At 68.1% G+C, this 22,923-nt stretch carries 20 protein-coding genes; 7 read left to right on the forward strand and 13 right to left on the reverse strand.

Annotated elements, in window-relative coordinates:
* Window positions 1-123: 123 nt before the first annotated feature.
* Window positions 124-1,134, forward strand: coding sequence for a hypothetical protein (locus AMYAL_RS0132920; RefSeq protein ID WP_245193200.1), 1,011 nt, complete (start codon window positions 124-126; stop codon window positions 1,132-1,134).
* Window positions 1,135-1,390: 256 nt separating this feature from the next.
* Here the strand turns inward: AMYAL_RS0132920 and AMYAL_RS0132930 are convergent, their stop codons facing one another.
* The 4 genes from AMYAL_RS0132930 to AMYAL_RS0132945 form a co-directional block, all read right to left on the reverse strand.
* A complete protein-coding gene (locus tag AMYAL_RS0132930) occupies window positions 1,391-1,690 on the reverse strand; it encodes a hypothetical protein (protein WP_020635552.1) in 300 nt (99 codons plus the stop codon).
* A 326-nt stretch (window positions 1,691-2,016) separates the two neighbouring features.
* Window positions 2,017-4,191 carry a xanthine dehydrogenase family protein molybdopterin-binding subunit gene (locus AMYAL_RS0132935; RefSeq protein WP_020635553.1) on the reverse strand — a complete coding sequence of 725 codons (2,175 nt, stop codon included), beginning with the start codon at window positions 4,189-4,191 and terminating at the stop codon, window positions 2,017-2,019.
* On the reverse strand, window positions 4,191-5,150 hold the full coding sequence (locus AMYAL_RS0132940) for an FAD binding domain-containing protein (RefSeq protein WP_020635554.1): 960 nt from the start codon (window positions 5,148-5,150) through the stop codon (window positions 4,191-4,193). The genes AMYAL_RS0132935 and AMYAL_RS0132940 overlap by 1 nt, the downstream gene beginning before the upstream one ends.
* Window positions 5,137-5,589 (reverse strand): (2Fe-2S)-binding protein, encoded by a 453-nt coding sequence (locus AMYAL_RS0132945; protein WP_020635555.1) that lies wholly within the window; start codon window positions 5,587-5,589, stop codon window positions 5,137-5,139. Before AMYAL_RS0132945 ends, AMYAL_RS0132940 begins: the two co-directional genes overlap by 14 nt.
* 223 nt (window positions 5,590-5,812) lie before the next feature.
* Between AMYAL_RS0132945 and AMYAL_RS0132950 the strand changes: the two genes are divergently transcribed.
* Window positions 5,813-6,412, forward strand: a complete 600-nt coding sequence (locus AMYAL_RS0132950) for a TetR/AcrR family transcriptional regulator (RefSeq protein ID WP_020635556.1) — start codon at window positions 5,813-5,815, stop codon at window positions 6,410-6,412.
* Here the strand turns inward: AMYAL_RS0132950 and AMYAL_RS0132955 are convergent.
* Window positions 6,379-6,978: a TetR/AcrR family transcriptional regulator gene (locus tag AMYAL_RS0132955; RefSeq protein ID WP_020635557.1), complete on the reverse strand. Its 600-nt coding sequence runs from the start codon at window positions 6,976-6,978 to the stop codon at window positions 6,379-6,381. The genes AMYAL_RS0132950 and AMYAL_RS0132955 overlap by 34 nt on opposite strands.
* Window positions 6,979-7,215: 237 nt before the next feature.
* Between AMYAL_RS0132955 and AMYAL_RS0132960 the strand changes: the two genes are divergently transcribed.
* Both AMYAL_RS0132960 and AMYAL_RS0132965 read left to right on the forward strand, forming a co-directional pair.
* Entirely contained in the window at window positions 7,216-7,662 is a 447-nt protein-coding gene (locus AMYAL_RS0132960) for a nuclear transport factor 2 family protein (RefSeq protein WP_020635558.1), read from the forward strand.
* Window positions 7,663-7,680: 18 nt separating this feature from the next.
* Window positions 7,681-8,898, forward strand: a complete 1,218-nt coding sequence (locus AMYAL_RS0132965; RefSeq protein WP_084702339.1) for an epoxide hydrolase family protein — start codon at window positions 7,681-7,683, stop codon at window positions 8,896-8,898.
* 7 nt (window positions 8,899-8,905) lie between these two features.
* On the opposite strand, the gene AMYAL_RS0132970 is transcribed toward AMYAL_RS0132965, so the two are convergent.
* Entirely contained in the window at window positions 8,906-10,153 is a 1,248-nt protein-coding gene (locus AMYAL_RS0132970) for an NADH:flavin oxidoreductase/NADH oxidase family protein (RefSeq protein ID WP_020635560.1), read from the reverse strand.
* Window positions 10,154-10,249: 96 nt separating this feature from the next.
* On the opposite strand from AMYAL_RS0132970, the gene AMYAL_RS0132975 reads away from it, so the two are divergent.
* Window positions 10,250-10,828 (forward strand): TetR/AcrR family transcriptional regulator, encoded by a 579-nt coding sequence (locus AMYAL_RS0132975; protein WP_020635561.1) that lies wholly within the window; start codon window positions 10,250-10,252, stop codon window positions 10,826-10,828.
* On the opposite strand, the gene AMYAL_RS46655 is transcribed toward AMYAL_RS0132975, so the two are convergent.
* Both AMYAL_RS46655 and AMYAL_RS0132985 read right to left on the reverse strand, forming a co-directional pair.
* Entirely contained in the window at window positions 10,829-12,976 is a 2,148-nt protein-coding gene (locus tag AMYAL_RS46655) for a DUF6461 domain-containing protein (protein WP_020635562.1), read from the reverse strand. It lies immediately after the preceding gene.
* An 84-nt stretch (window positions 12,977-13,060) separates the two neighbouring features.
* Window positions 13,061-13,651, reverse strand: a complete 591-nt coding sequence (locus AMYAL_RS0132985) for an isochorismatase family protein (RefSeq protein ID WP_020635563.1) — start codon at window positions 13,649-13,651, stop codon at window positions 13,061-13,063.
* Between the two features lie 120 nt (window positions 13,652-13,771).
* On the opposite strand from AMYAL_RS0132985, the gene AMYAL_RS0132990 reads away from it, so the two are divergent.
* Window positions 13,772-14,731, forward strand: a complete 960-nt coding sequence (locus AMYAL_RS0132990) for a GlxA family transcriptional regulator (protein WP_020635564.1) — start codon at window positions 13,772-13,774, stop codon at window positions 14,729-14,731.
* Between the two features lie 413 nt (window positions 14,732-15,144).
* Here the strand turns inward: AMYAL_RS0132990 and AMYAL_RS46660 are convergent, their stop codons facing one another.
* Window positions 15,145-15,510, reverse strand: a complete 366-nt coding sequence (locus AMYAL_RS46660; RefSeq protein ID WP_051137581.1) for an ArsR/SmtB family transcription factor — start codon at window positions 15,508-15,510, stop codon at window positions 15,145-15,147.
* A 256-nt stretch (window positions 15,511-15,766) separates the two neighbouring features.
* On the opposite strand from AMYAL_RS46660, the gene AMYAL_RS0133005 reads away from it, so the two are divergent.
* Complete coding sequence (locus AMYAL_RS0133005; RefSeq protein ID WP_020635567.1) at window positions 15,767-16,375, forward strand: hypothetical protein; 609 nt, start codon at window positions 15,767-15,769, stop codon at window positions 16,373-16,375.
* Between the two features lie 15 nt (window positions 16,376-16,390).
* Here AMYAL_RS0133005 and AMYAL_RS49980 read toward each other — a convergent pair whose 3' ends face one another.
* The 4 genes from AMYAL_RS49980 to map all read right to left on the reverse strand — a co-directional run bounded on the left by AMYAL_RS49980 (window position 16,391) and on the right by map (window position 22,903).
* Complete coding sequence (locus AMYAL_RS49980) at window positions 16,391-16,540, reverse strand: hypothetical protein (RefSeq protein ID WP_020635568.1); 150 nt, start codon at window positions 16,538-16,540, stop codon at window positions 16,391-16,393.
* Between the two features lie 113 nt (window positions 16,541-16,653).
* A complete protein-coding gene (locus AMYAL_RS0133015; RefSeq protein ID WP_020635569.1) occupies window positions 16,654-21,522 on the reverse strand; it encodes a DUF6531 domain-containing protein in 4,869 nt (1,622 codons plus the stop codon).
* A gap of 81 nt (window positions 21,523-21,603) precedes the next feature.
* The gene (locus AMYAL_RS0133020; RefSeq protein ID WP_020635570.1) at window positions 21,604-21,954 is read right to left on the reverse strand and encodes a beta/gamma crystallin domain-containing protein; all 351 of its coding nucleotides are present in this window, start codon (window positions 21,952-21,954) and stop codon (window positions 21,604-21,606) included.
* A 151-nt stretch (window positions 21,955-22,105) separates the two neighbouring features.
* Window positions 22,106-22,903 carry a type I methionyl aminopeptidase gene (map, locus tag AMYAL_RS0133025; RefSeq protein WP_020635571.1) on the reverse strand — a complete coding sequence of 266 codons (798 nt, stop codon included), beginning with the start codon at window positions 22,901-22,903 and terminating at the stop codon, window positions 22,106-22,108.
* Window positions 22,904-22,923 lie beyond the last annotated feature (20 nt).

Genomic DNA, 22,923 nt, shown 5'->3' on the forward strand with positions numbered 1-22,923 from the left:
CCCCGTCTTCGTGTTCGCGATGTGAGGTGCCGATTATCGCCGATGAGGACGTTTCCGCGACGCCTCGGTGACGGCGGGCTGGGACGCTGTTCGAGGTTCCCGTAGCGGGAGGAGAGCCGTCCCATGCCACCGCCGCCGAGGGCTCGCGCGAAGCTTCCCGCGGTGACGACGGCCAAGACCACGGCACCGGTCGGGGTGAAGGAGCGCCCGCCGCAGCGGAAACCGGCTCGTGTGCCGCCGTCCAACGCCGCGGCGCTGGCCGCGTTGCGGGCAGGCGACAAGAAGCCGACGGCGGACCCGTCCCAGAAGGACGCACAGGACAAGGTCGGCAACGGCGCGGTGGCCGCGGGGCTGGCCAGAGGTCCGGGCAGCGACCCGAAATTCGCGGTGCTGAAGAAGGACATCGCGCACAAGAAGCACACGGTCGCCCGCTCCCGTCCCCCGGCGGCGAAGGAGGCGACCTCGGCGCAGAACGCGTCTGTGCCGCCCAAAGACGACGAAGTGGCGCAGGGCAAGACGGCCAACGCCGAGAAGATGAACGACGCGAAGCCGAAGGACTTCGACAAGGAAGCGTTCATCAAGGCCGTCGAGAAGGCCATCGCCGAAAAGGCGCCGAAGAACCTCGAACAGGCTGACGAGTTCGCCGATTCGGGTAAACCGGCCGAGGTCAAAGCCGAGGTGGCGGGCAAGGTCGGCGAGGGAAAGTCGGACTCGGCGGAGCAGATCGCCGACACCACCGCCGCGCCCCCGGACACCTCCGCCGCCGAGGTCAAACAGGTCGTGCCCATGGCGGCGGACCGGCCGCCGGGCACCCCTGGCACTCCCGACCCGGCCAAGGCGACGCCGGACAAGCTCCCGCCGTCGGCCACCGACCTGTCCGCCGGTCCCGCCAAGGTCGACCGGGAGATGACCGACGCCCAGGTCACCGAGGCGCAGCTGAAGAAGTCGAACGAGCCGGCGTTCGGCGCGGCACTCAAGGACAAGAAGGGCGCCGAACAGCATTCGGAGGCGACGCCGCCGGAGCTCCGACCGAACGAGTCCAAGCAACTGCGCCAGACCACCGCACAGGCCGGTCGTTTCGGTGCCACCGCCATGGGCGCGATCGCCAACCGCGCGACGCGGCCAGACGTCTGAGGTGCTGTTCGGACTCCGGATCCCGGTGCGGCGTGGACGGTGGCTCGGTCATCGCCTCGGTGAACGCGTCCACGCGATCCAGCAAGGTGTCCACCTGTTCGTCCGTCACACAGAAGGACGTCAGATCCGGGCGCGTCAGCAATTCCGCGGCCTCGGACTGACGAGCGACCGCACCACGCAACGCCTGGTGCAGCTCGGCCAAGCGCACCCGAAGATGCTCCACCGCCAGGGCGCTCATCTCAGCCGCCGGTGAAGGTCAGGGTCCGGCCACCCAGCCAGACCACGTTCTGGAGTCGGCGAGAGCGCCACCCCGCCACAGATCCGTGTGACGGCGACCCAAGGGGAGCTTCACGTGCACCACGTCGCGGGTGAACCGGACCGTGCCCTCCAGGTCGGCGAACCTCGTCATGGCGAGGACCGGGTCCGGCGTCTCGTGTTCCCGCCACAGCTGCCAGGCGATCATGCCCAGGGACAGCGACGCCGCCAGCGCCACGGAACGCTCCAGTTCGCGATCCGGCAACACGGGTACGAACAACGCCCGCACGAGTTCGTCCAAGCGGGCAGAGGCGAGTCCAGCGGCCAGCCGAGGATCCACCCCACCCGTTGTCCACAGTGGACTCCGACCGACCAGACGGGTCAGGGGATCGTCATGCAAGGGGCGGACGTCCGTGAGGAAACGAACGAATCGCCACTCACGAGCTCGCTGGACCGGCCGCCCACCGCCGCTTTCCACTTCCCGCTGACGTTGTGAAAGCCACTTTCACAACGTTGAAGGTTGCGAAAGTGGCTTTCACAACCCCGCACACCGCCGGACGGCGTCGGTACAGGGGTCGCTCGTGAGTGGCAAAGCCGGTCACAACCCCGCAGCCACTCACGAGGTTCTTAAGCCTCCTCCAGGAGATCCTCGATCTGGATCGGGATGTGCCGCACCCGGATGCCGGTGGCGTTGTGGACGGCGTTCGCGACGGCCGCCGCCATCCCGACGGTGCCGATCTCGCCGATTCCCTTCGCGCCGACAGGGTTGTGCAGCGTGTCCGGGTACTCGACGAAATGGACGTCGACCTCGGGGATGTCCGCGTTCACCGGAATCAGATAGCTCGCGAAGTCACCGTTGGCGAGTCGGCCGTTGGCCTCGATCTCCAGCCCTTCGTGCAGCGCGGCCGACACACCCCAGATCATGCCTCCGACGATCTGGCTGCGAGCCGCCGTCGAGTTGATGATCCGGCCTGCGTCGAACACGCCGAGCATGCGGGACACCCGGATCTCGCGCGTCCACTTGTGCACGCGAACTTCGCAGAACTGGGCACCGAAGGAGCTGAACGAATGCTTCGTCAGCTCTTCGCCTGGCGCCGACGAACCTGTCACAGAGATCGACGGGCGGTTCAACGCGCGCAGCAGCTCACCGAAGGTCATCGTCCGGCCTTCGGCGAACACCCGCCCGTCCGCGTAGGAGACGTCCTCGCCCGCGAACGGCGCACCGGGGGCCGCCGCCAGTTTGACGAGGTCGTCGATCGCCTTGGCGGCGGCGATCATGATGGCCGATCCCGCGCTCGCGGTGGCCGTCGAGCCGCCGGACATGCCACCGGGCGGCAGTGTCGAGTCACCGAGCCGCGGAACCACACGATCGGGTGAGATGTCGAGGGATTCCCCGCCCACCAAGGAAAGTACGGTCAGCAGTCCGGTTCCAGGGTCCGCCCCGCTGGTCGCGACGACGGCCGTGTCGTCGGGCAGCAGGGTGACCTCGACCGTGGCCGGGAATCGCAGCGCGGGGAACATGGCGGTAGCCGTGCCCATGCCCACCAGCCAGTCCCCGTCGGTCCTCCCCTGTGGCGAACGATCCGCCCAGCCGAAGCGGGCCGCGCCGACGCGGAAGCATTCGTCGAGATGTTTGCTCGACCATTGCAGATCGTTGCCGGGCGGCGCGTTCGAGTTGTTCCGCTGGCGCAACTCGATCGGGTCCATGGCCAGCGCCACCGCGAGCTCGTCGATCGCGCTCTCCAGCGCGAAGGACCCCGGCGCCTCGCCCGGCGCCCGCATGAACGTCGTCGGCGGGATGTTCAGCGGCACCATCTTCTGGCTGATGGCCAGGTTCCGGGTGGCGTACCACTCGCGCGAGGTGCCGTGCGACGTCGGCTCGACGAACGACCGATCCGCCGGCGTACTGCACCAGGAGTCGTGGCGCAGGGCGTTGAGGGTGCCGTCGTGCTCCGCGCCGAGCGAGATCTTCTGCACGGTCGCGGCGCGGCCCGCCGTCGCGGTGAAGACCTGTTCCCGGCTCAGCGCGGCCTTCACCGGCCGGTCCAGGACCCTGGCCGCCGCGGCGGCCAGGAAGGCAGGCGTGGACGTGCGGCCCTTGCCGCCGAACGCCCCGCCCACGAAGGGGTTCACCGCATGCACTTCGGACGGCTTCGTGTCCAGCGCGGTGGCGAGCTCGGCCGCCTGAATGTCGGATCCCTGATTGCCGCTGTGGATCGTCAGGCCGTCGGGCCCCCACACGGCGACCGCGGAATGCGGTTCCATCGCGGCGTGGTTCTGGGTCGCGGTGGAATACGTGGCGTCGACGACCACCGGACTCGCGGCCAAGGCGTCCTCGATGGACTCGACCCCTGGGGCGAGGACCTCCAGCGACGCCGGCACGCCCCTCGATGCCGGTGCGTCTTCAGCCGAGGCGAGGCCGTCCTGCAGCGAAGTCAGCGCCGGCCGGGCCCGATAGGTGACCGCGACCAGCATCGCCGCGTCGCGCGCCTGTTCGTAGGTCTCGGCCACGACGAAGCCGATCGGCTGGCCGTAGTAAGCGACTTCCTTGTCCTGCAAAGGAACCCAGGTGTCGCCCAAGAACGCCGTCGCAGGTGTGCGCAGCTCCAGCGGATCGAACGGCGAGTACACGGCGAGCACGCCCGGAGCGCCCTTCGCCGCCGTGACCTCCATCGCCTCGATCTCGCCGTGCGCGATCGTGCTGAGCACGACGTAACCGTGGACCAGTCCGGGGAAGTTGTGGTCCGCCCCGTACTCGGCCCGGCCGGTGACCTTCAGCGGCCCGTCCAACCGGCTGGTCATCAGCGGCTCCCCTCGGTCAGTTCCAGCAGCGCGCGGACGATGGTCCGGCGCAGCAACGACGGTTTGAATCCGTTCGCGGACAACGGGCGCGCGCCCTCGGTGGCCAGCGCCGCGGCCTCTTCGAAGGTGGCGACTGTCGCGGGCGCGCCGCGCAAGGCCTCCTCGACCGCGGGCAGCCGCCACGGCACCGTCGCGACGCCGCCGGCCGCGACCCGCGCGTCGACGACGCGCGAATCCTCGACCTGCAGCGCGACCGCGGCGGAGCACAGCGCGAACTCGTAGGACTGCCTGTCCCGCACCTTGACGTAGGTGGAGTTCGACGCCCAATCCAGCCGTGGCACGACGACCTCGGCGATCAGTTCGCCGGGGCGCAGGTCGTTCTCCACCTCGGGAGTGTCGCCGGGCTGACGGTAGAAGGAGCCCAGTTCCACGGTGCGGGTCCCGGCCTCGCTGACCAGCCGGAGCCGCGCGTCGAGAGCGACCAGGGCGACGGCCACGTCACTGGCGTGGGTCGCCACGCACGCGTCGCTCGTGCCCAGCACGGCGTGCATCCGGTTGGCGCCCGAGATCGCCGGGCAGCCGCTGCCGGGCACCCGGCGGTTGCATGGCATGGCGACGTCCCGGAAGTACGAGCAGCGGGTGCGCTGCATCAGGTTCCCGCCGATGCTGGCCATGTTCCGGATCTGCTGGGACGCGCTGAGCAGCAGCGCGCGGGAGATCGCCGGATACACGCCGGGATGTCCGGCGATGTCGCTCATCCGCTCCAGCGCGCCGAACCGCAGCCCATCCGCGGTGTCGATGCCGTGCAACGGCACCGCGTTGATGTCGAGGACGTGCTGTGGGGTGAGGACGTTGAGTTTCATCAGGTCGACGAGCGTGGTCCCGCCTGCCAGGAACGTGCCGGGCGAGGCGACGGCGGCCTCGACGGTCTCGGGTGCGAGCAGCTCAAAGGGACGCATCGGCCCGCCTCGCCTGCTCGATCGCCGCGACGATGTTCGGATAGGCCGCGCATCGGCAGAGGTTGCCGGACATGAACTCGCGGACGTCCTGGACGTCCTGCTCGACGGCGGCGACCGCCGACATGATCTGCCCGGACGTGCAGAATCCGCACTGAAGGGCGTCCTGGTCGACGAACGCCTGCTGGACCGGATGCAATCCGTCCACTGTGGACAAGGCTTCGACCGTGGTCACCGGCTGTTTCACGGTGGCGGCCAAGGTGAGGCAGGAGAGCACCGGCCGACCGCCGACGTGCACCGTGCAGGCGCCGCACTGGCCCCGGTCACAGCCCTTCTTCGGGCCGGTGACGTCGAGCCGCTCCCGCAGCGTGTCCAGCAGTGTCACCCCTGGATCGACACTCAGCTGTTCCGTCCTGCCATTGACTTCGAGAGAGATGTCCACTGGATCTCTTTCCGCCGATCGTGCGGGCCGGGGGCCCGACGGCGTAGGTTGCGTGGTGGGAGTCTGTTCGCGAATTGGAGCGGATATTCATCCGCTCCAATTTTCAAGCTAGCGGAATGCAATCCGCTCCGCAATGTCGTTGCCCGCCCCTGGAGTCGCTCCAGGTCTCCTGGGTTTCTCGGCTACATTCACCGGGGAACGGGATCGGCGGACAGGAGGGGCGATGACGACGGGATCGGTGAATCCCCGGCGTGCGGACACCCGCCGCAACCACGAGCGCATCCTCGCCACCGCGGCGAAGTCCTTGGCCAGGTCGGGCGAGGTCTCCTTCAACGCCATCGCGAAGCAGGCCGAAGTCGGCGTCGGCACGGTGTACCGGCACTTCCCGACCCCGGAAGCACTCATCCTGGCGGTCTACGAGCGTGAAGTGCGCCAGCTCGTCGACATCGTGCCGACCTTGCTCGAAAAGCACCCGCCGGAGCAGGCTTTCCGGACGTGGGCGACCGACCATCTGGCGCACTACATGATGACCAAACGCGGCCTGGCCGACGCCCTGCGCGCCACGACCAGCTCACGCGGGGAACTGCCCGCGGGAGCTTACGAGGCGATGGTCGGCGCCGTCTTCACACTGCTGAAGGCCAACATCGACGCCGGCACCGTCCGCGCGGACCTGAAACCCGAGACCGTCCTGCGCGGCCTGGGCGGCCTCCTGTACCTAGACCCGAAAGGCGAATGGCGGCGCGACGTGACAAGCCTCCTCGACCTGTTGTGGTGCGGGATGGGCACGGGTCAGGCGAGGACGGGCACACCGGCGCGCAAGTAGTCCAAGTACAGATCCAGCGCCGCCTCGAGGTGATCCGCGGATCCGGTGGACATCAGGATCGTGACCCCGCCCTGGATCGCGGCGATCAGTGCGGCCGAGGCGCGGACAGGGTCGACGTCACGGCGGATCCACCCCGCTTCCCGCATGCCTTCGATGCCCACCTGGACCTGGTGTTGCCACTGCTCCAGCAGTTGCCGGGTCACCGCCTGCGCGGCCGGGGTATGCCTGCCGATTTCGGTGATCAACACCCCGAGCGGGCAGTGCACCCCTTGCCGCCGGTATCGCTCGACCACCACATCGCGCCATTGGTGCCACGCGTCCCACGAGGTCAGTTGCCCGAGGTACGGCTGCTGATCCTCGATCACCTGGCCCGCTTCCCATTCGGCCACGGCCAGCAGCAGCTGTTCCTTGCCGTCCGGGAAGTAGTGGAAGAGCTGGCTCTTGCCCGTTCCGCTGCGACGGCAGATGTCGTCGAGGGTCGCCGCGCCCACGCCGCGCTCGCGGATCTCCTCCGCGGCCGCGTCGATGATCCGCTGCCGCGTCGCGGCGCCCTTCTTCGTGAGCATCCGACCTCCCGAATGTACCTGCCGGTACATTACACCGGGTCTGCGCGCGGCCGGGATCACGGGACCAGCAGCAGCTTTGCGGAGGCGCGTCGGGGCTCGCTGTCCGCGCCAAGGTAGGAGCAGAAAAATGGACCCGCAAGTACAGAACGCCAGGGTCGAAATCTGTACTTGCCGGTCCATTTTGTCTTCTGCATTCTCGACCGGGCCGAGCAAGCTCCGCCTATCGAAGGAAGACCGATGCAAGACCTCGCCCGACTGGTGGCGACAGAGGACGTGCGACGAGTGATGGCTCGCTACGTCTACAACGCGGACCATCACCGCTGGGACGACCTCGCCGCCCTGTTCACCCCCGACGCGCCGTTCACCGCCTCCGCAGTGGACGGATCGGTTCAGGCTCGGATGACGGGCCGCGACGAGATCGCGGGACAGCTCAAATCCCGCAACCACCCGGATTCCGTGCTGGTACATCACCTGTACTCCAGCGAAATCGACTTCGAGTCGGAGGATTCGGCCACCGGCGTCTGGGCGATGGAGGACGTCATCGCCAGGTCGGCGAACTCGCCCGGCGAACCCACCGGAATGCACGGCTACGGCCACTACCGGGTGCGCTTCACCAGGCAGGAAGGCCATTGGCTCATCGCCGGACTCCGCATCACCAGGCTCCGCCTGGACTGGACCTACTGACCTCGAGGAGAAATGACCATGACCGACACTCTCGAACCGTTCGTCATCAACGTCGAGCAGGACGTCCTCGACGACCTCCGGTCGCGGCTGAAGGCGACCCGCTTCGCCCCCGATCTCGACAACGAGGACGAGGCCTTCGGGCTGAGTACCGCCTACCTCAAGCCGATCGTGGAGTACTGGGCCGACGGCTTCGACTGGCGGGCCGTCGAAGCGCGGCTGAACAGCTACTCACACCATCGTGTCGACGTCGGCGGAACCCCGGTGCACTTCATCCGTGAGCCCGGCAAGGGACCCGCGCCGATCCCGTTGCTGCTCATGCACGGCTGGCCGTGGACCTTCTGGGACTGGAGCAAGGTGATCCGCCCGCTCGCCGACCCTGGCGCGTACGGCGGCGACCCGGCGGACGCCTTCGACGTCATCGTCCCCTCGCTGCCCGGATTCGCGTTCTCCACCCCGCTGACCAACGGCAAGGAGAACTTCGTCAGCATGGCCGACCGGTTCCACACCCTGATGACCGACGTACTCGGCCATCAGCGCTTCGGCGTCGGCGCGGCCGACTACGGCGCGTTGGTCGGGGCGCAGCTCGGCCACAAATACGCCGACTCGCTCCACGGTCTCCACCTCGGCAACGAAATGCTGCTGACGATCTTCCATGGCGACCGCGCCTGGGATCTGACCGGCGGCGCACCGATCGACAACCTGCCAGCCGAACAGCGTGCCGACATGGTCAACTTCGTGAACACCTACGTGTCGCATGTCGCGGTGCACATGCTCGACGGCCAGACGATCACGCACGGGCTGAACGACTCCCCGATCGGGATGCTCGCCTGGATCCTGAAGCGGTGGAAGAAGTGGAGCGACCAGAACGGGGTGTTCGAGGACTCCTACCCGGTCGACCACATCCTCACCAACGCGACGATCTACTGGGTCAACCAAGCCATCGGCTCGTCGATCCGCGCCTACAAGAACGTCAACCGTCACCCGTGGCAGCCGTCGCACGATCGGTCCCCGACGGTGGAAGCGCCGACCGGGTTCACCTTCCACCTCGGCGACGCCGCCCCGCCGGGAGCCCACGACCGCGACCGGCGCGTCGCCGCCTTCAAGGAAGGGGCAGGCCACTTCTACGCAGACGTACGACAGGTGAACGTCCACGAGAAGGGCGGTCATTTCGGTCCGTGGGAGAACCCGGAAGCGTGGATCCACGACCTGCGCGATACGTTCCGCCCGCTCCGTTGAGGGTAGGTCAGCTCACCTCTTGTTCCCTTGTGGACAGCCAGGAACGGTAGCCGCGCAACGCCTTCCGCTGCCGACGCTGCTCGGCGAGCAGCGCCAAGGCCGGGTGGGTGCCGGGCGCTGGACGGCGGCCGCGGGCGATGCGGCGCAACTGGTGCCGGACCTGCGCCATACTCGCGGCCGAAGCCAGCGCTTTGTCCGACCACGTCACCGGGCGCAGGTCACGCCCGGCCTCGCCGCCGTGCCGCCAGCGGTTCGGCAGATCCGGGGTGACGGAGAGCGCGGTGCCCATCCCGGCCAAGGCGACACCGCCGTCGAGGACTCGTTCGGCGGTGTCGCGGCGGGTGATGCCCCCGGTCAGCATCAACGGCAGCGGGCTCGTCTTCACCAGATCCCTGGCCAGGTCCAGAAAGTAGGCTTCGCGGGCCTGGGTGCGCGCGTCGGCGGGACGGCCGGACATCGCCGGGCTCTCGTAGCTGCCGCCGGAAAGCTCGACCAGATCGACACCGAGCGGCTCGAGCATCGCGATCACCTCGCGAGCATCGTCCGCGTCGAAGCCGCCGCGCTGGAAATCGGCGGAGTTGAGCTTCACCGCGACGGCGAACGACGAAGAGACGGCCTCGCGAACGGCGCGCACGACGTCCAGCAGCATCCGGGCCCGGTTCGGCAGCGAGCCGCCCCACTGGTCGTCACGCCGGTTGACCAGGGGCGACAGGAACTGCGACAGCAGGTAGCCGTGTGCGGCGTGGATCTCCACGCCGTCGAATCCTGCCTGTTCGGCCCGAGCGGCCGTGACCGCGAACCTCGCCACCGTGGCCTCAATCTGCTCCGCGGTCATCGCACTGGGGCGGCCGAAACGGCTGCTGTGCCGTCCGAGGTCGACGCCGACCGCGGACGGACCCCAGACAACGCCGGGCATGTCGGCCTGGACCTGGCGACCGGGATGGTTGATCTGCATCCACATCGCCGCACCGCCGGATTTGCCCGCCTTCGCCCACTCGGCGAACGGCTCCAAAGGCGCAACGGCGTCCAGCACCACACCGGCGGGACCGGTCAACGCCTCGGCGTGCACCATCACGTTCCCGGTGATCAGCAGCCCGGCCCCACCTTGACCCCAACGCCGGTACAGCTCCAGCAGGGACTCGCCGGGCAGCTGACCACCATCGGCCATGTTCTCCTCCATGGCCGCCTTCGCGATCCGGTTGCCCAGCTCCAGGCCGGACCTCAGCCGCAACGGCGAGAACAGCGTGCTCGTCATCCCGTTTCTCCTCTCGAGTCTCCCTCGGCTACCATGTGTGCAGTGCTCACATTAACCAGATGATGTGTGCACTGTAAACATCGGGGAGAGTGATCCGTGCCGCAAGCGAACGCGTCGTACCACCACGGCGACCTGCGAGATGCCTGTATCCGCGCCGCACGGGACCTGCTTGAGGAAACCGGGGACGCGAGCTTGTCGCTGCGGGCGGTGGCGCGGCGCGCCGGTGTCTCGGCAACGGCCCCGTACCGGCATTTCGCGGACCGTGACGCGCTTGCTTCGGCGGTCGCGGCCGAGGGCTACCGCGAACTCGCCACCAAGCTCGCGGCGGCCCACCCCGCGCCCGAGACTCCTGACGACCTGACCGAGATCGCCGTCGCCTACGTCTCGTTCGCCATCGAGCACCCAGCGCTGTTCAAGGTGATGTTCACCGAGCCCTGTGATCCCGGCGACGAAGAGCGGGCCGCCGCGACCGCGGCCATCAACGGCTACCTCAGGAGCATCGTCGGCGGTGTGTTCCCATCCGCCGATCCGGACGCGCTCTCGACCGCGGTATGGGCCGTCGTCCACGGTCTCGCGTTCCTGCAACTCGACGGGAAACTCGACGCGACCACCCCCGAGTCCGCCGCCGACCGCGTCCGCGACGCCGTTCGAGCACTGTTGTCCGTCGGCGGATGACTACTGGCGGACCACCTGCCTCGCGTGTTCGAGCAGCTGCTCCCCCGCCTGTCCGGAGGCGTACCGCGCCGCCGAAAGCGAGTTGATCGCGGCGGCCAGCGGATCCGGGTTGGTGGCATTGTGGATCGCCTGCCACAACCAGGCGTGTTCCCGATCCGCGTGCAGTTGCGATCGCCTGGCCAAGAACTCCGCTTCAGGGCTCAGACGGCGCTGCGCGAGTACGGCGGCGATGACGGGGTCTTCGGCGGTGCAGGTGTGCTCGGCCACGGCGGACGCCGCCCGCCAGGCCAGTTCCCGCAAGGTTTCCTCGGGCACGAAGGCGAGCCGATCGGTTTCGACGCCCAAGGGGCCTCCCCCTGGAAAAGCCCGCGAACCGTCCGGATTCCGTGCCTCCGCGTACAGGTCGGGCAGGCGCGGCAGGATGCGATAGGCGACATTCTCCTCGCTCATCCGCCGGACGTCATCCTGTCGCAGCCGGTATCCGCAGTACCGCTCGATGGCGACCAGCCCTTTTTCCAGCTTGTCGCGGTAGCCGCCGAAATCGAGGCCGGACAAGGCTTCGTTCACCTCGGGATCCTCGATCTCTTCTGCACAGCCGAGTTCGAACGACGCGAAGACAGTCCCGTTGTCGGCGAAGGAAAGCGTGGTCATCGCGTCGATGTTCCAAAACAAGCTCGCCACGCGGCCTGCCTGCGACAACGGCCTGAGCGTCGAAGACTGCGAACCCTGGTATCCGTTGAACTCGATGGCCAGCACCCCACCTTCGACGGCCAGCACGGACACCCAAGGATCGAGGCCGAAGTCCTGCGAGAGTTCCTCGGCGGACTCCGGTTCGGCCGGATCCGCGCCAAAGCCGCGGAGCACCTCGGCGAGAGAAGCGCCCTTGACCACCGTGACCGTCGCCGCATCGCCGAGCGCGCTCTCGTCGATCCACCGGTAGGCGGCTTCCGGTGGCGGCTCGATGTCGGGGACAGGCTCGCCGCGGACGACGTAACCGAGCCTGTCGCCACGCTTGTGCACCACGTCCGGGCCCGGAAGTGCTTGCCACAGCATGATTTCGTAGCGCTCGCGCTCGTCGCCGTCCCGGCCGATCGCATGCACGCGGACCCGGAAACCGCCCGGCCACGGCGGTGTTCTCGAGCGAGAGGAGCTGCCTTCACCCAAGGTGGCGTCGCCTCGCTCGGCCTGCCAGGAGATTTCGACGACCTCGTCCCACGCGTCAACGTTCGTCTCGTCCGGCGGGCCATCGAGGATCCGCATCGAGACGTCCATCCGACCTTCGCCGATACCGGTCCGCACGGCGACGCCGCCAGGGACCGCGACGGCCAGACCGTTCCCGCTGAAGTCGGGCTCGCCGACGACGGACCGCTCGGCCAGCGTGAACCGGTGCTCGCGCACCTCTGCCGAACACGACGCCCAAATCGGCAGCACGTACTCCGCCCGGCGTTTCTCCGACAACGCGTCCGCATACGCGGGCGGCATCGGAATTTCGCTCAACAGAGCCGCAACGGCGCCCAGCGCGACACCGACGACCGCCGCCGACGTCCCCGCGACCAGCGGCCCTTCCGCTCGCCGGAGAACCGGCAAGGCGACCGCGACGGCCAACGCGAGATGCGCCGCTCCGTGCTCCGCCGCCAGTTCCTTCTCGCCGGTGAGCTCCGGCGCGGCCGCCAGTAGCGAAGACACGGCCTCATACCCGGCCAGGTCCGCGACCAGCGCGACGACCAGCTCGGAGATCCCCGGCCGCAGCTGATCGAGCAGGCGCACCGCGGCGACGGTCGCGGCGTTCTGCCCGCCGGCCATCCCGATGCCGAAGGTCTTCGGAGTCGCGTCCGGCCCAGGAACCGCCGCCGCGACCTCGTCCGGAATGACGACCGCCAGCTCGTCCAAGGTCAGTTCGAGTGCGCCGAGCAGCCGTTCGGAAACCGAATCACCCAGCGAACGCAGACGGCTCGCCACCAGTGACTCACCTGGGCTCACCCCCGCCCACCGGCCGGCCTCGAGACCGAACACGTCCGGCTTCGTTTCCGGGGTACCCAACCTGCCGAGCGCCGCCGCGGGATCCTGCGGAATTCTCTTGCGCAGCAACGGAATCAGTTCTGTGAGCACCGGCACGAGCGCGTCCGCCGGCCCCGCCGGTACCTCCATGTGTCCCTCCACCCAGCCCTCCCACGTTTCGACGACGCGAGGCACGGTAGCGGGTCACACCGACAGATCCGGGCGGGAACAGTCCTAGCCGAGGTCTGCCGAGGAAGCGACGACGACGGCGTAGAGATCGCCGATCGTGGCCAGGGCCGCACGATGTTGTTCCGCGGCTGCCACCGGGCCGTCGACCGACGGGAGTGAACGCGTGGCGCAGGCGGCGGCGACCACGGTCGGGGCGTTTCCGCGCAAGAACGCGCCCTCCGCGGTGAAAGTGACGCACATGTGGGTCATGAATCCGGCCACGACGACGTTCTGGTGACCGGCGGCGTCGACCAGTTCCCCCAGCTGTGTGCCGACGAACGAGTTCGGCGCGGTCTTCACCACGATCTGCTCACCCTCGGCGGGAGCGACGCGTTCGTGGATCTGGCCGATGTCCTGCTGAAGGTCGTACGGGCTGCCCTCGCCGCCGTCGTGCATGACATGGATGACCGTCGCGCCCTCGGCCCGCGCGCGGGCCAGCAGGGTGGCGGCCTCGTCGAGCGCCTCTTTCCAGCCGTCGAGTTCCATCACGCCGCGCGTGTAGGTGTTCTGGTAGTCGACGAGGATCACCGTCGCGTCCGAGAGCGCCGCCGGGGTCGTCGGCAGAGTGCTGATTTCGCGGAGAGTGGTGCTGGTCATCGTGTTTCCTTCGCTTTCCGTGGGTACGGTTACCATGATGGCTGACCCGATTCGATATCGAGATACGGATTCGGGTCAGCCGTGGTCGAGATCGGCCGACATCCGTGAGAAGAGAGATCCATGAGCACTCCGAGCGTGGCCGTCCTGGCGTTCGAGGGCATCAGCCCGTTCCACCTCGCCGTGCCGTCGCTGGTTTGGGGGCCGGAATCCCCGGCGGGAGACATGGAACCGTGGCCGATCACGGTCGTCGCCCAGGAGCCGGGCCGCCTGACCACGAGCGCCGGCTACGCGATCGACGTCCCGGCCGGTCTCGGCGCGCTCACGGACGCCGAAATCGTCGTCGTGCCGTGGTGGTCGGCCCCGGACACTCCGACACCCTCCCCCGTCTCCGCCGCACTGCGTGCCGCGCACGAACGTGGAGCGCTCGTCGTCGGGCTCTGCCTGGGAGTCTTCGCCCTCGGGGACGCCGGCATCCTCGACGGACGCGCCGCGACCACCCATTGGAAGTGGGTCGAAACGTTCCGGAGGCGCTTCCCCTCCGTGGAACTGCGTCCGGAAGAACTGTACGTCGACGAAGGCGACGTCGTGACCGGCGCGGGCGCGACCGCCGGTATCGACACCTGCCTTCACCTGCTCGCCCGCACGGCCGGTCAGGTCGTCGCCAACCGCGTCGCCCGCCGGATCGTTGCCGCGCCACACCGCCCCGGCGGCCAGGCCCAGTTCATAGAACTTCCCGTCCCCGCCCCGGACGTGGATCAGCTCACCGGGGTGATGAACTGGGCACAGGCCCGGTTGGACGTCCCGCACAGCATCGACGGGCTCGCCGCCAAGGCACATATGAGCCGCAGTACCTTCACCCGTTCCTTCCGCGCCCGTACCGGGACCACCGTTCACCATTGGCTTGTCGCACAACGCCTCGCACGAGCCCGGCACCTGCTCGAAACGACCGCGCTCGGCGTCGACGCGATCGCCGCGCAGTCCGGCTTCGGCACCCCTGCCCGGCTGCGCGAACACTTCGCCACCGCGCTGGGCACCACACCGACCCGCTACCGGGTCGAGTTCGGCGGCACCGTCACGTGAGGCACCACCCGAGCTGACCGGAAATCCTTTTCCTGTCGGCAGGCGCAAAACGGAAGCATCATTTCCGCAAACCCGCGGCCCGAGTCAGGAAAGAACGACGGCGGAGCCGTGGCCTGCACTCGATTTTCACGTGGCTGAATAGCTCACCCACGAGGGTGAGCTCTATCGAGTGCATTGCCCGGCGAGACTGGATCGAGGAACCGCTCCGGGGCAAGATGGCCCGAGCACGACGACTGTCATGACGGAGGACCATGTGGAGCTGTGCGGGACCCCCATCTTCGACTCGCTGGTCGAGGAAACGAGGAGGGCGGCGACTCGGAGCGGCGACGGAAATTCCGAATTGACCGAACATCACTCCGATGTCGGCAAGGAAATTGACGACGATCGCGCGCCCCGGCAGTCCATATGACTGTTCATCCAGTTTCCGTCGAATTCGCGTCATCGGAAGCAGTGGCGGAATTCTGCAGATCGTCGAGCAATTCCATCTGGCCGGTGATGACGCTGGTGAGAATTCCGCGCGCGACGGCGAGCAATTCCGCGACCGACGGACTGGTCAGCGAGTAGGACACGGTCGTGCCGTCCTTGCGTGGCACGACCAGCTTGGCCCGGCGCAGCACGGCGAGCTGCTGGGACAGGTTGGCGGGCTCGATACCCAGGTCGGCGAGCAGTTCCGAGACGTGATGGTCCCGCTCGCTGAGGAGTTCGAGCACGCGGATCCGGACAGGATGGCCCAGCGTCTTGAAGAATTCCGCCTTCACTTGATACAGGGGTCTGCTCATCGGTATCCCTCCGCCACACGGGGAAGGATCGGTCCGGCCGTCCGCATGACAACAATCGTGCCCGACCACGCCGCCCGCCGAACAACACCCCGCGCGGAACCGCCACGACCGCACCCGATCAGGGCATAACCTGCGCCTTCTTCAACCCCAGCACACACCCTTGGGTTGTATAATTATGCAAGTCTGCACACTTAGCGAAGGTGAGAACGCCCGTGAACCCCTTGCCGATCACCCGGCCTGCCGCGAGGAGCGGACGGTGACGACACACCGCTCCGCTTCCACGGCAGTCACCCGTGCCCATCTGGCGCTCGCCGCGCACGCGGCCGAGCTGGCCGATCTCGCCGCGAACGCCGCCAGGGCGGACACGACAGCGGACCACTCCGGCCTGATCGGAATGGCGCAGCAGATCCTCGACGCGGCCGTCGTCGCCGCGAGGGCCGACGGGAAGACCTGGCAAGAGATCGCGGTCGCGCTCGACGAGACGACACCGCAGTCCGCGCGATCCCGGTTCTGGCCGGCGATCGCGCGGTTCCGGGCGGATTCGTTCCCTTCGCAGGACGCTCGCCGCGGCGGTGTGCCGGAGCACTCGGGGAAGACGTCGTTCCGGCTCCGCCGCCTACCGGTCCCGGAGCGGCAGCCCGATGCTCCCGCCGAGTCCGCAGCGGCCGCCCGCCTCGCTCTCGTCCCGATACCTTCCGAGCAGGAGGACACCCGGCTCAAGATCGCGGAACGGCTGGTCGCCGCCTACGAGCGGATCGCGACCAACGACCGGCAACCCCCGCCATGGATCCTCGACGGCCTCGCCCACGCTCGTCGCACCGCCGCGGAACTTCGCGCCGACAGCCCTGGCACGTCCGCCGAATGACCTTCCCGCAGGAAGCTACGCCGAGGTCGCGAGACCGGCTTCGCGATCGAAGTCGTGCTCGTCCTCGGTCTGCGTCCGCGACACCATCTTCGCGACCAGGTCAAAGATCGGCGTCGCTTCCTGCGGGAAGGTCACGCTCTGCTGGTTCGCGCTCTCGGCGATCATGAACTGCTGCTCCTCAAGAGTGATGGCTGCTGCGACCGTTCACTCTAACGGCCGCGTCGTGGTGACGGGCCGTATTCGGGTTTTTCGGCCGAACTTGCCCGGCGCAGCGGCTCTCACAGGTACTGGCTGAGGTCGAGGCCCTTCGGGTTCTTGATCCACTCGGTGCCGTCGGGCTTGGTGAACTTGCCGCTGATGGTGTCGAACTTGGTCCCCAGCGGGGGCAGGTCCGGGAGCGGGACGTCCATCTTGCTGTCCATCAGCCGTTTGGCGATATCCGGGGTGATCCCGGTGTACTGGGTGTTGATCTCGACGTGATCGCGGATGCCACGTTCGAAGTCGTTGTTCGATTTGGGGAACTTCACTTCGTCGCTGGGCTTGACCCGGAAGTCGATGCCGATGTCGGAGGCGTCCCGGTTTCCGAGGGCGGTCTTCAGGTCGACGAAGTTGTGCAGGCTCGATTCGAGCTTCTTGTAGTTCATGTTCGCCGTGTGGGTCAGCGGGATCATGTTGTCCGCGGTGCCAGGTCCGCCCATGTCGCCGTTCTCGAGGTGCCCGCGGATCCACTTCTCGTCGGCCCGCAGAAACTCGTTTCCGTCCGCGTCGGGTTTGCTCTTCTTGGTGCTCTCCAGGGTCTCCACGAGCTCGTCGCTCAGGTTGTTCTCCCCGTAGACGTCGCCGTTCTGGTCCGTCTTGTTGCGGATGACCGCGTTCTTGTTCAGCGCGTCAACGTCGGTGACCTGCTTGGGATCCGGCTGGTTGACGAAGTCCTTCCCGCGCGTGGAGTTCTTGTCGTAGGTGGCCCTGACCTCTTCGGTGGTGCCCGCCTGGTTCTTGGTGCGGCCGCCGCGGTTGTCGTTCTCGGTCCGCGGACGTTTCGCGCTGCTGCCCGTGTTGCCCGCGTTGTGCCCGGTTCCGGAGGTGCTCGGACCGTCGACGTGTTTGCGTTTCTTGTCGCACCACACCAGACCGAGCGGATCCGAGCCCGCCGTCGGATCGTGCGGATAACCTGCCGGGTCGGGTCCGGCGGGGAGGCCGAGCGGATCCTGGCTGAGGTAGCGCGCGGTCGCCGGGTCGAAGTAGCGGTGCAGGTTGTAGTGCAGTCCGCTTTCCACGTCCAGGTACTGGCCAGGGAACCGCAAGGGCGTGCCCGTGAACGCGGAACCGGCCAGCGGCAGGCCCCACAGCGTCCAGCGGCCGGTCCAGCTCGGCACGCCGGCCGGGTCGAGCAGATCGGTCGGCGTGCCGATGGAATCGGTCACGAAAGCCTGGAACCGCACCGATCCGGCGCCGTGCTCGGTCTGCGTGACCGGTTCCTCGGTGTCCGGCCGCCGCTCCCATGTGGTGACGGTGACGCCCGCGGGGCCGGTGTGCGTTTGCTCGATCAGGGCGTTGCCGTCCCAGACGAAGCGCACCTGTTCGACGATCTGACCGTCCGGACCGAGCAGCTCCTTCGCCGTGCGGCGGCCCAGCGGGTCGTAGCGGTACCGCCAGCGGCGGCCGTCCGGCGCGGTGAGACCGGTCAGCCGGTTGCGCGCATCCCAGTCGTATCGCCAGCTCCGGTCGCCTTCGTGCCGTGCGGTGCGACGGCCGGTCGCGTCGTGTTCGTAGCGGACCACTCCCGCGCTGGTGACCGTGTTGCGCTCATACGTGCGCGGTCCGGCCTCGGCATACGCGATGTTCGTGGTCCCCCACCGCACGATCTTGCCCGCGCGGTCGTAGGCGACGTCCTCGCGGACACCGTCGATCAGATGGGTGGTGATCCGGCCGACGGCGTCACGTCCGAAGGATTCGCCTCCCACGGCGTCGCGGATCGCGGTCAGGTCGCCGTCGGCTGACCGCGCGAACTCCCGGTGCCTCAGGACAGCGCCTGTCGCGTCGGTGAGGGTCTGGCCGACGATCCGGTCGTCGGCGTCGAACTGCTGCCGAACTCGGGCGCCTCGGTCGACGCGCCGGTCGATCGGACGGCCCTCCGGGTCGTAGGCGTACTCGACCAGATGCTCGGCGGTCGACAGCGCGCTCGGCCGTTCCTCCTTGTCGAAGGACCACACACTGGTCGCGCCCGACGGGGTGCGACGGCTGATGGCACCCCGCGCGGTGTCGTATTCGAAGGCCACTTCCAGGCCATCGGTGACGGCGCGCACCGTACGGCCGCTCTCGTCCCGTTCGAACTCCACGACGGACTCGCCGTCATCGGCGCGGACCAGCTCGCCGACCACGTCGTAGGCGTAGGTGGTCTCGGTGTCTTCGGTGCGGATCCGGACCAGGTTGCCGATGAGGTCGTAGCCGTATTCCGTCGCTCGCCCGGCGGGGTCGACGGACCGGATCAGCTGACCCGCCGCGTCGTAGGCGTAGGTAGTCGCCCGGCCGTCGAAGTCGGTCTGCCGGACGAGGCGGCCCGTCGGATCGTATTCGTAGGTCCAGGTCAGGCCGGCGGGGTTGGTCACCGTGACCGGCCGCAACTCGGTGTCGTAGGCGTACTGGGTCCGCCCGCCCGCCGGATCGATCTCCGCGGTCAGCATGTCGAACGGGCCGTACTCACGTCGCGTCGTACGACCCGTCGGGTCGACGTGCTCGATCTCGTTGCCTTCGCTGTCGTAGCGCCAACTCTGCCGCTCGCTGAGCGAGCCGACCCGCCAGGCCCGCAGGCCCTCGACGGTCCAGCCGATGCGGGCTCGTCCCCTGCCGTGCGGGACCGAACGCGGCCTGCCGAACAGGTCGTGGTCCTCGATGCCGGTTTCGTCGGGCCCCGGTCCGGTGTCGAGGTTGATCGAGCCGGAGACGCCGACCGGATCCTCCCGCGGATCGGGTCCGATGCCGTCCGGGTACGCCCGGTAGCGGGTGCGGTCGCCCTCGTCCGCCAGCAGCCCGTCGACCCCGCCGTCCTCGGACCGGTTCACCAGCACCACGCTGTCGTCAGGCCGGGTGACCTTCGAGATCTCGCCGTCGGCGTTGTAAGTGAACCGCGTGGTGCGGCCGAGCGCGTCGGTCTTCGACCGCATCTTGCCCCGGTCGTCCCAGGTGTAGACGGTGGACGCGCCGAGCGGATCCGTCTCGCGCACCACGTGGTGCGCGCCGTCGAGCTCGAAAACCGTGACGTTGCCGAGGGAATCGGTGTAGCGAGTCCGTCTCGGCTCATACTCGAAGGTGCAGTCGAGGAAACCCCGATCGCCGACGGTGCGCACGCAGCGCCCCGCCGCGTCGTAGATGTAGCGGTACCAGATCCCGTTGCGGTCCTGCCATTCCGCCAGGCGGCCCGCCGGGTCGTAGTCGAACCGCAGTGCCCGGCCGGAGGAGTTGGTCACCTCGGTGAGGTTCCCGGCGTCGTCGTAGCCGTAGCGCATGACGACCACGTTTTGGCCCCGCAGCGGATCGGTCATCCGCAGCGCGTGGATCCGGCCGCGGGCCCGATCGATCTCCATGACCCGTCCGTCGGAATGCCGCCAGCGCACACCGGAGCCCTCGCCGTCGTGATCCACCTCGATCCGGGGACCGTCCTCGCTGAACTCGAACGCCGTCAGCGGAAGAACCCCTGCCGGGGCACCGGAGACCGGCGCGAACGACAGCGTGATCCCGGAATCCCAGGTGACCAGCCGGTAGACGCCCGACTCGTCCACCATCAGCACGCGCGAAGGCCCCGCCACCGATTCCATCGGCAGCCCCGGCTCGGGCCGCGGGAACATCGAGACCGTGCCGTCGTCGGAGAAGAAATGGGCGTGCTCGGCGGTGAACTCCAGCCGCAGATCGGCGGTCGACGCCCAGGACGGGCCGAAGCCGGTGCCTTCCCGGTAGCTCGACATGTGAGTGCGGCGGATCCGGATCGGCAGTGGTCCGGCCAGCGACAGATCGTCCTGCACCATCACGACCTCGCCGGTGGCGATGTCGATCGGGTCGCCGCAGAGGTTCTTCTCGTCGGGCGCGGCAGGCTTGTTAGGCGGGTTGTCCCCGCGGGCAGGTGGCGGTCCTCCCCTCGTCCCGCCGCCGGAGCCGCCGCTGGAACCGGATGGAGTGACGTGATCGCCGGAGGGGTTGGTGTTGCCGGTTTTCTCCCCGCCGCCGGAACCGCCCTTGTCTCCACCGGTGTTGCCCTTGTCGCCGGACGGTCCGTGCTCACCGGAAGGGCCGGTGTGGTCGCCCGACGGGCTGGTGCCGCCCTCGTCCTTGGGCTTGGGCTTGGGGTCGGGGGACTTGGTCTTGATGTCCTTGGGCTTCCCCGACGGCTTGACCGTCCCGCCCTTGAGGTTCTTCAACGCCTTCGCGGCGTCGTCGAACAGGTCCCCTGCCTTCTTCAGGAGCGGGGTCAGGGCCTTGAGCGCCTTCACCAGCCTCGTGGTGAGACCGGCGATCTTCGACGCTGTCTTCGCCACCGCCGCCACCACCTGCGGCACCACCCACGCCAGCCCGATCCCGAGCGTGAACACCACCTGCAGCGCCCAGGAGATCAGGTGCCCGATGAGTTCGGCGATGATGTCCCGGACCAGCATCCGGACCGCGGCGACGACCTCCCCCGCCGTCTTCACCCCGCTGCCCGCGCCCTCACTGCCTTTTTGCGCGCTCTCGATCAGCGTCGAGGTGTTCTTCGCCTGCTTCCGGTACGTGTCAGCCGCTTCCCCCGACCAGCTGCCGAGATCCTTCTCGACCAGATCGATCAGCTCGACCGACACTTCCCCGAGCTCTTTTGCGATGTTCGTCCAGGTTTCGGCCTGCGCCGCGATCTCGTCCGCGTTGCCGGTCAGCGCGTTGAGCGCCTCTTTCAGCGGGCCGACGTGCTCGATCAACCAGCCGACGCCGGCGGCGAACACCGCCCCGAACGGGTCCATCACCGCGGTCAGGGCGTCCAGCGCGGTCCCCACCGCGCCCATCGCCACCGATGCCCAGTCGCCGCTTTCGATCGCCGACTTCAGGTCGAGCGCACCCTCCAGCAACGGCACACCCGACACCGCCGTCGTCGAGTCTTTCACCGGGGCGACCAAGGGATTGCTCATGTCTTGATTCAAGCATGAACCGATTGCCGGGCGATGTCACACCGCCCGGCAATCGGTCCTTGTGAAGTTTTGAAGCGGTCTTTACCAGATGCGAACCTCATACACCCGGACGGTGCCGGAGAAGCCGACGCCCTGCCAGTATCCGAGGGTCGACGATTCGTACCGGCCGTTACGCTCGTAGTTGACCGTCACCTTGTTGTTGCCGGAGAAGACGTTGTAGACACCGCCGATGTTCGTGCCGGTGACGCCGCCGTTCGCGAAGCACTTGTTCGTCCCCATGCCGTTGCCGAACGAGATGTCCAGCTTCACGAAGTCATCCCTGTTGCCACAGGCGACCTCACCGATGGCGAAGGCAGGGCTGGCCGGAACAGCGACGAGCAGACCGAGGGCGGCCGCACCGACGACCGAAAGCCTCTTGAGACTCTTTCGCATTGTGGCTGGATTTCCTTCCTCGCAGGGATGATCGCCCGAGCCTATCCAGGCTGGAACGAGGAGGAACGGAAAGTCCGGGACGCTGCCTGTTGTGCGCCCCGTCGCTGTCCGAAAAGGCAAGAAGGCGCGAGGAGTCACCCGTTCGAGGCAATCAGGACTCCTTTGTGGACAGTACCCCTTCCCGCTCCCGGCGGGTGAGCACCAACGGGGCGTCTTCGGTGACGGCCACCGTGTGCTCGGAGTGGGCCGCGCGTGAACCGTCCGCCGAGCGGATGGTCCAGCCGTCGTCGTCGAAGACGATCCGATCGGTCGTTCGGGCGAACCAGGGTTCGAGCGCGAGGGTCAGTCCCGGCTGGAGCTTCAGGCCGCGGCCTGCTTTGCCCTTGTTGGGAACGTGAAGTTCCTCGTGCATGGTGCGGCCGATGCCGTGGCCGCCGAACTCGGTGTTGACCGGATAACCGTGGCCACGGGCGACCGCCCAGATGGCCGCCGAGATGTCGCCCAGGCGATTGCCGGGCCGTGCCGCGTCGATCGCCGCTTCCAGCGCTTCCTCGGTGGCGCGGATGATCCGCAGATCCTCTTCGGCTGCCGTCCCGACGATGACCGTGCGCGCCGAGTCGGCCGCCCAGCCGTCGATCTTGACCGCGAGGTCCGCGGTGAGCACGTCGCCGTCGCGCAGCGTGTAGTCGTGCGGCAGACCGTGCAGGACGGCGTCGTTGACCGCCAGGCAGATGACGTTACGGAACGGGCCCTTACCGAAGGGCGGAGCGTAGTCCCAGTAACACGACTCCGCCCCACGCCGTTCGATCATGCCGCGTACGTGGTGCTCAAGGTCCATGAGGTTGACGCCCACGTCGGCGAGCTCGCCGACCTCGGTGAGCACCTCGGCCACGAAACGCCCGGTCACGTGCATGCGCTGAACCTCGGCGGGCGTCTTCAGTTCGATCACGGATACCTCACGTCCAGAGT

It is taken from the genome of Amycolatopsis alba DSM 44262 (assembly GCF_000384215.1).
Taxonomy (GTDB): Bacteria; Actinomycetota; Actinomycetes; order Mycobacteriales; family Pseudonocardiaceae; genus Amycolatopsis; species Amycolatopsis alba.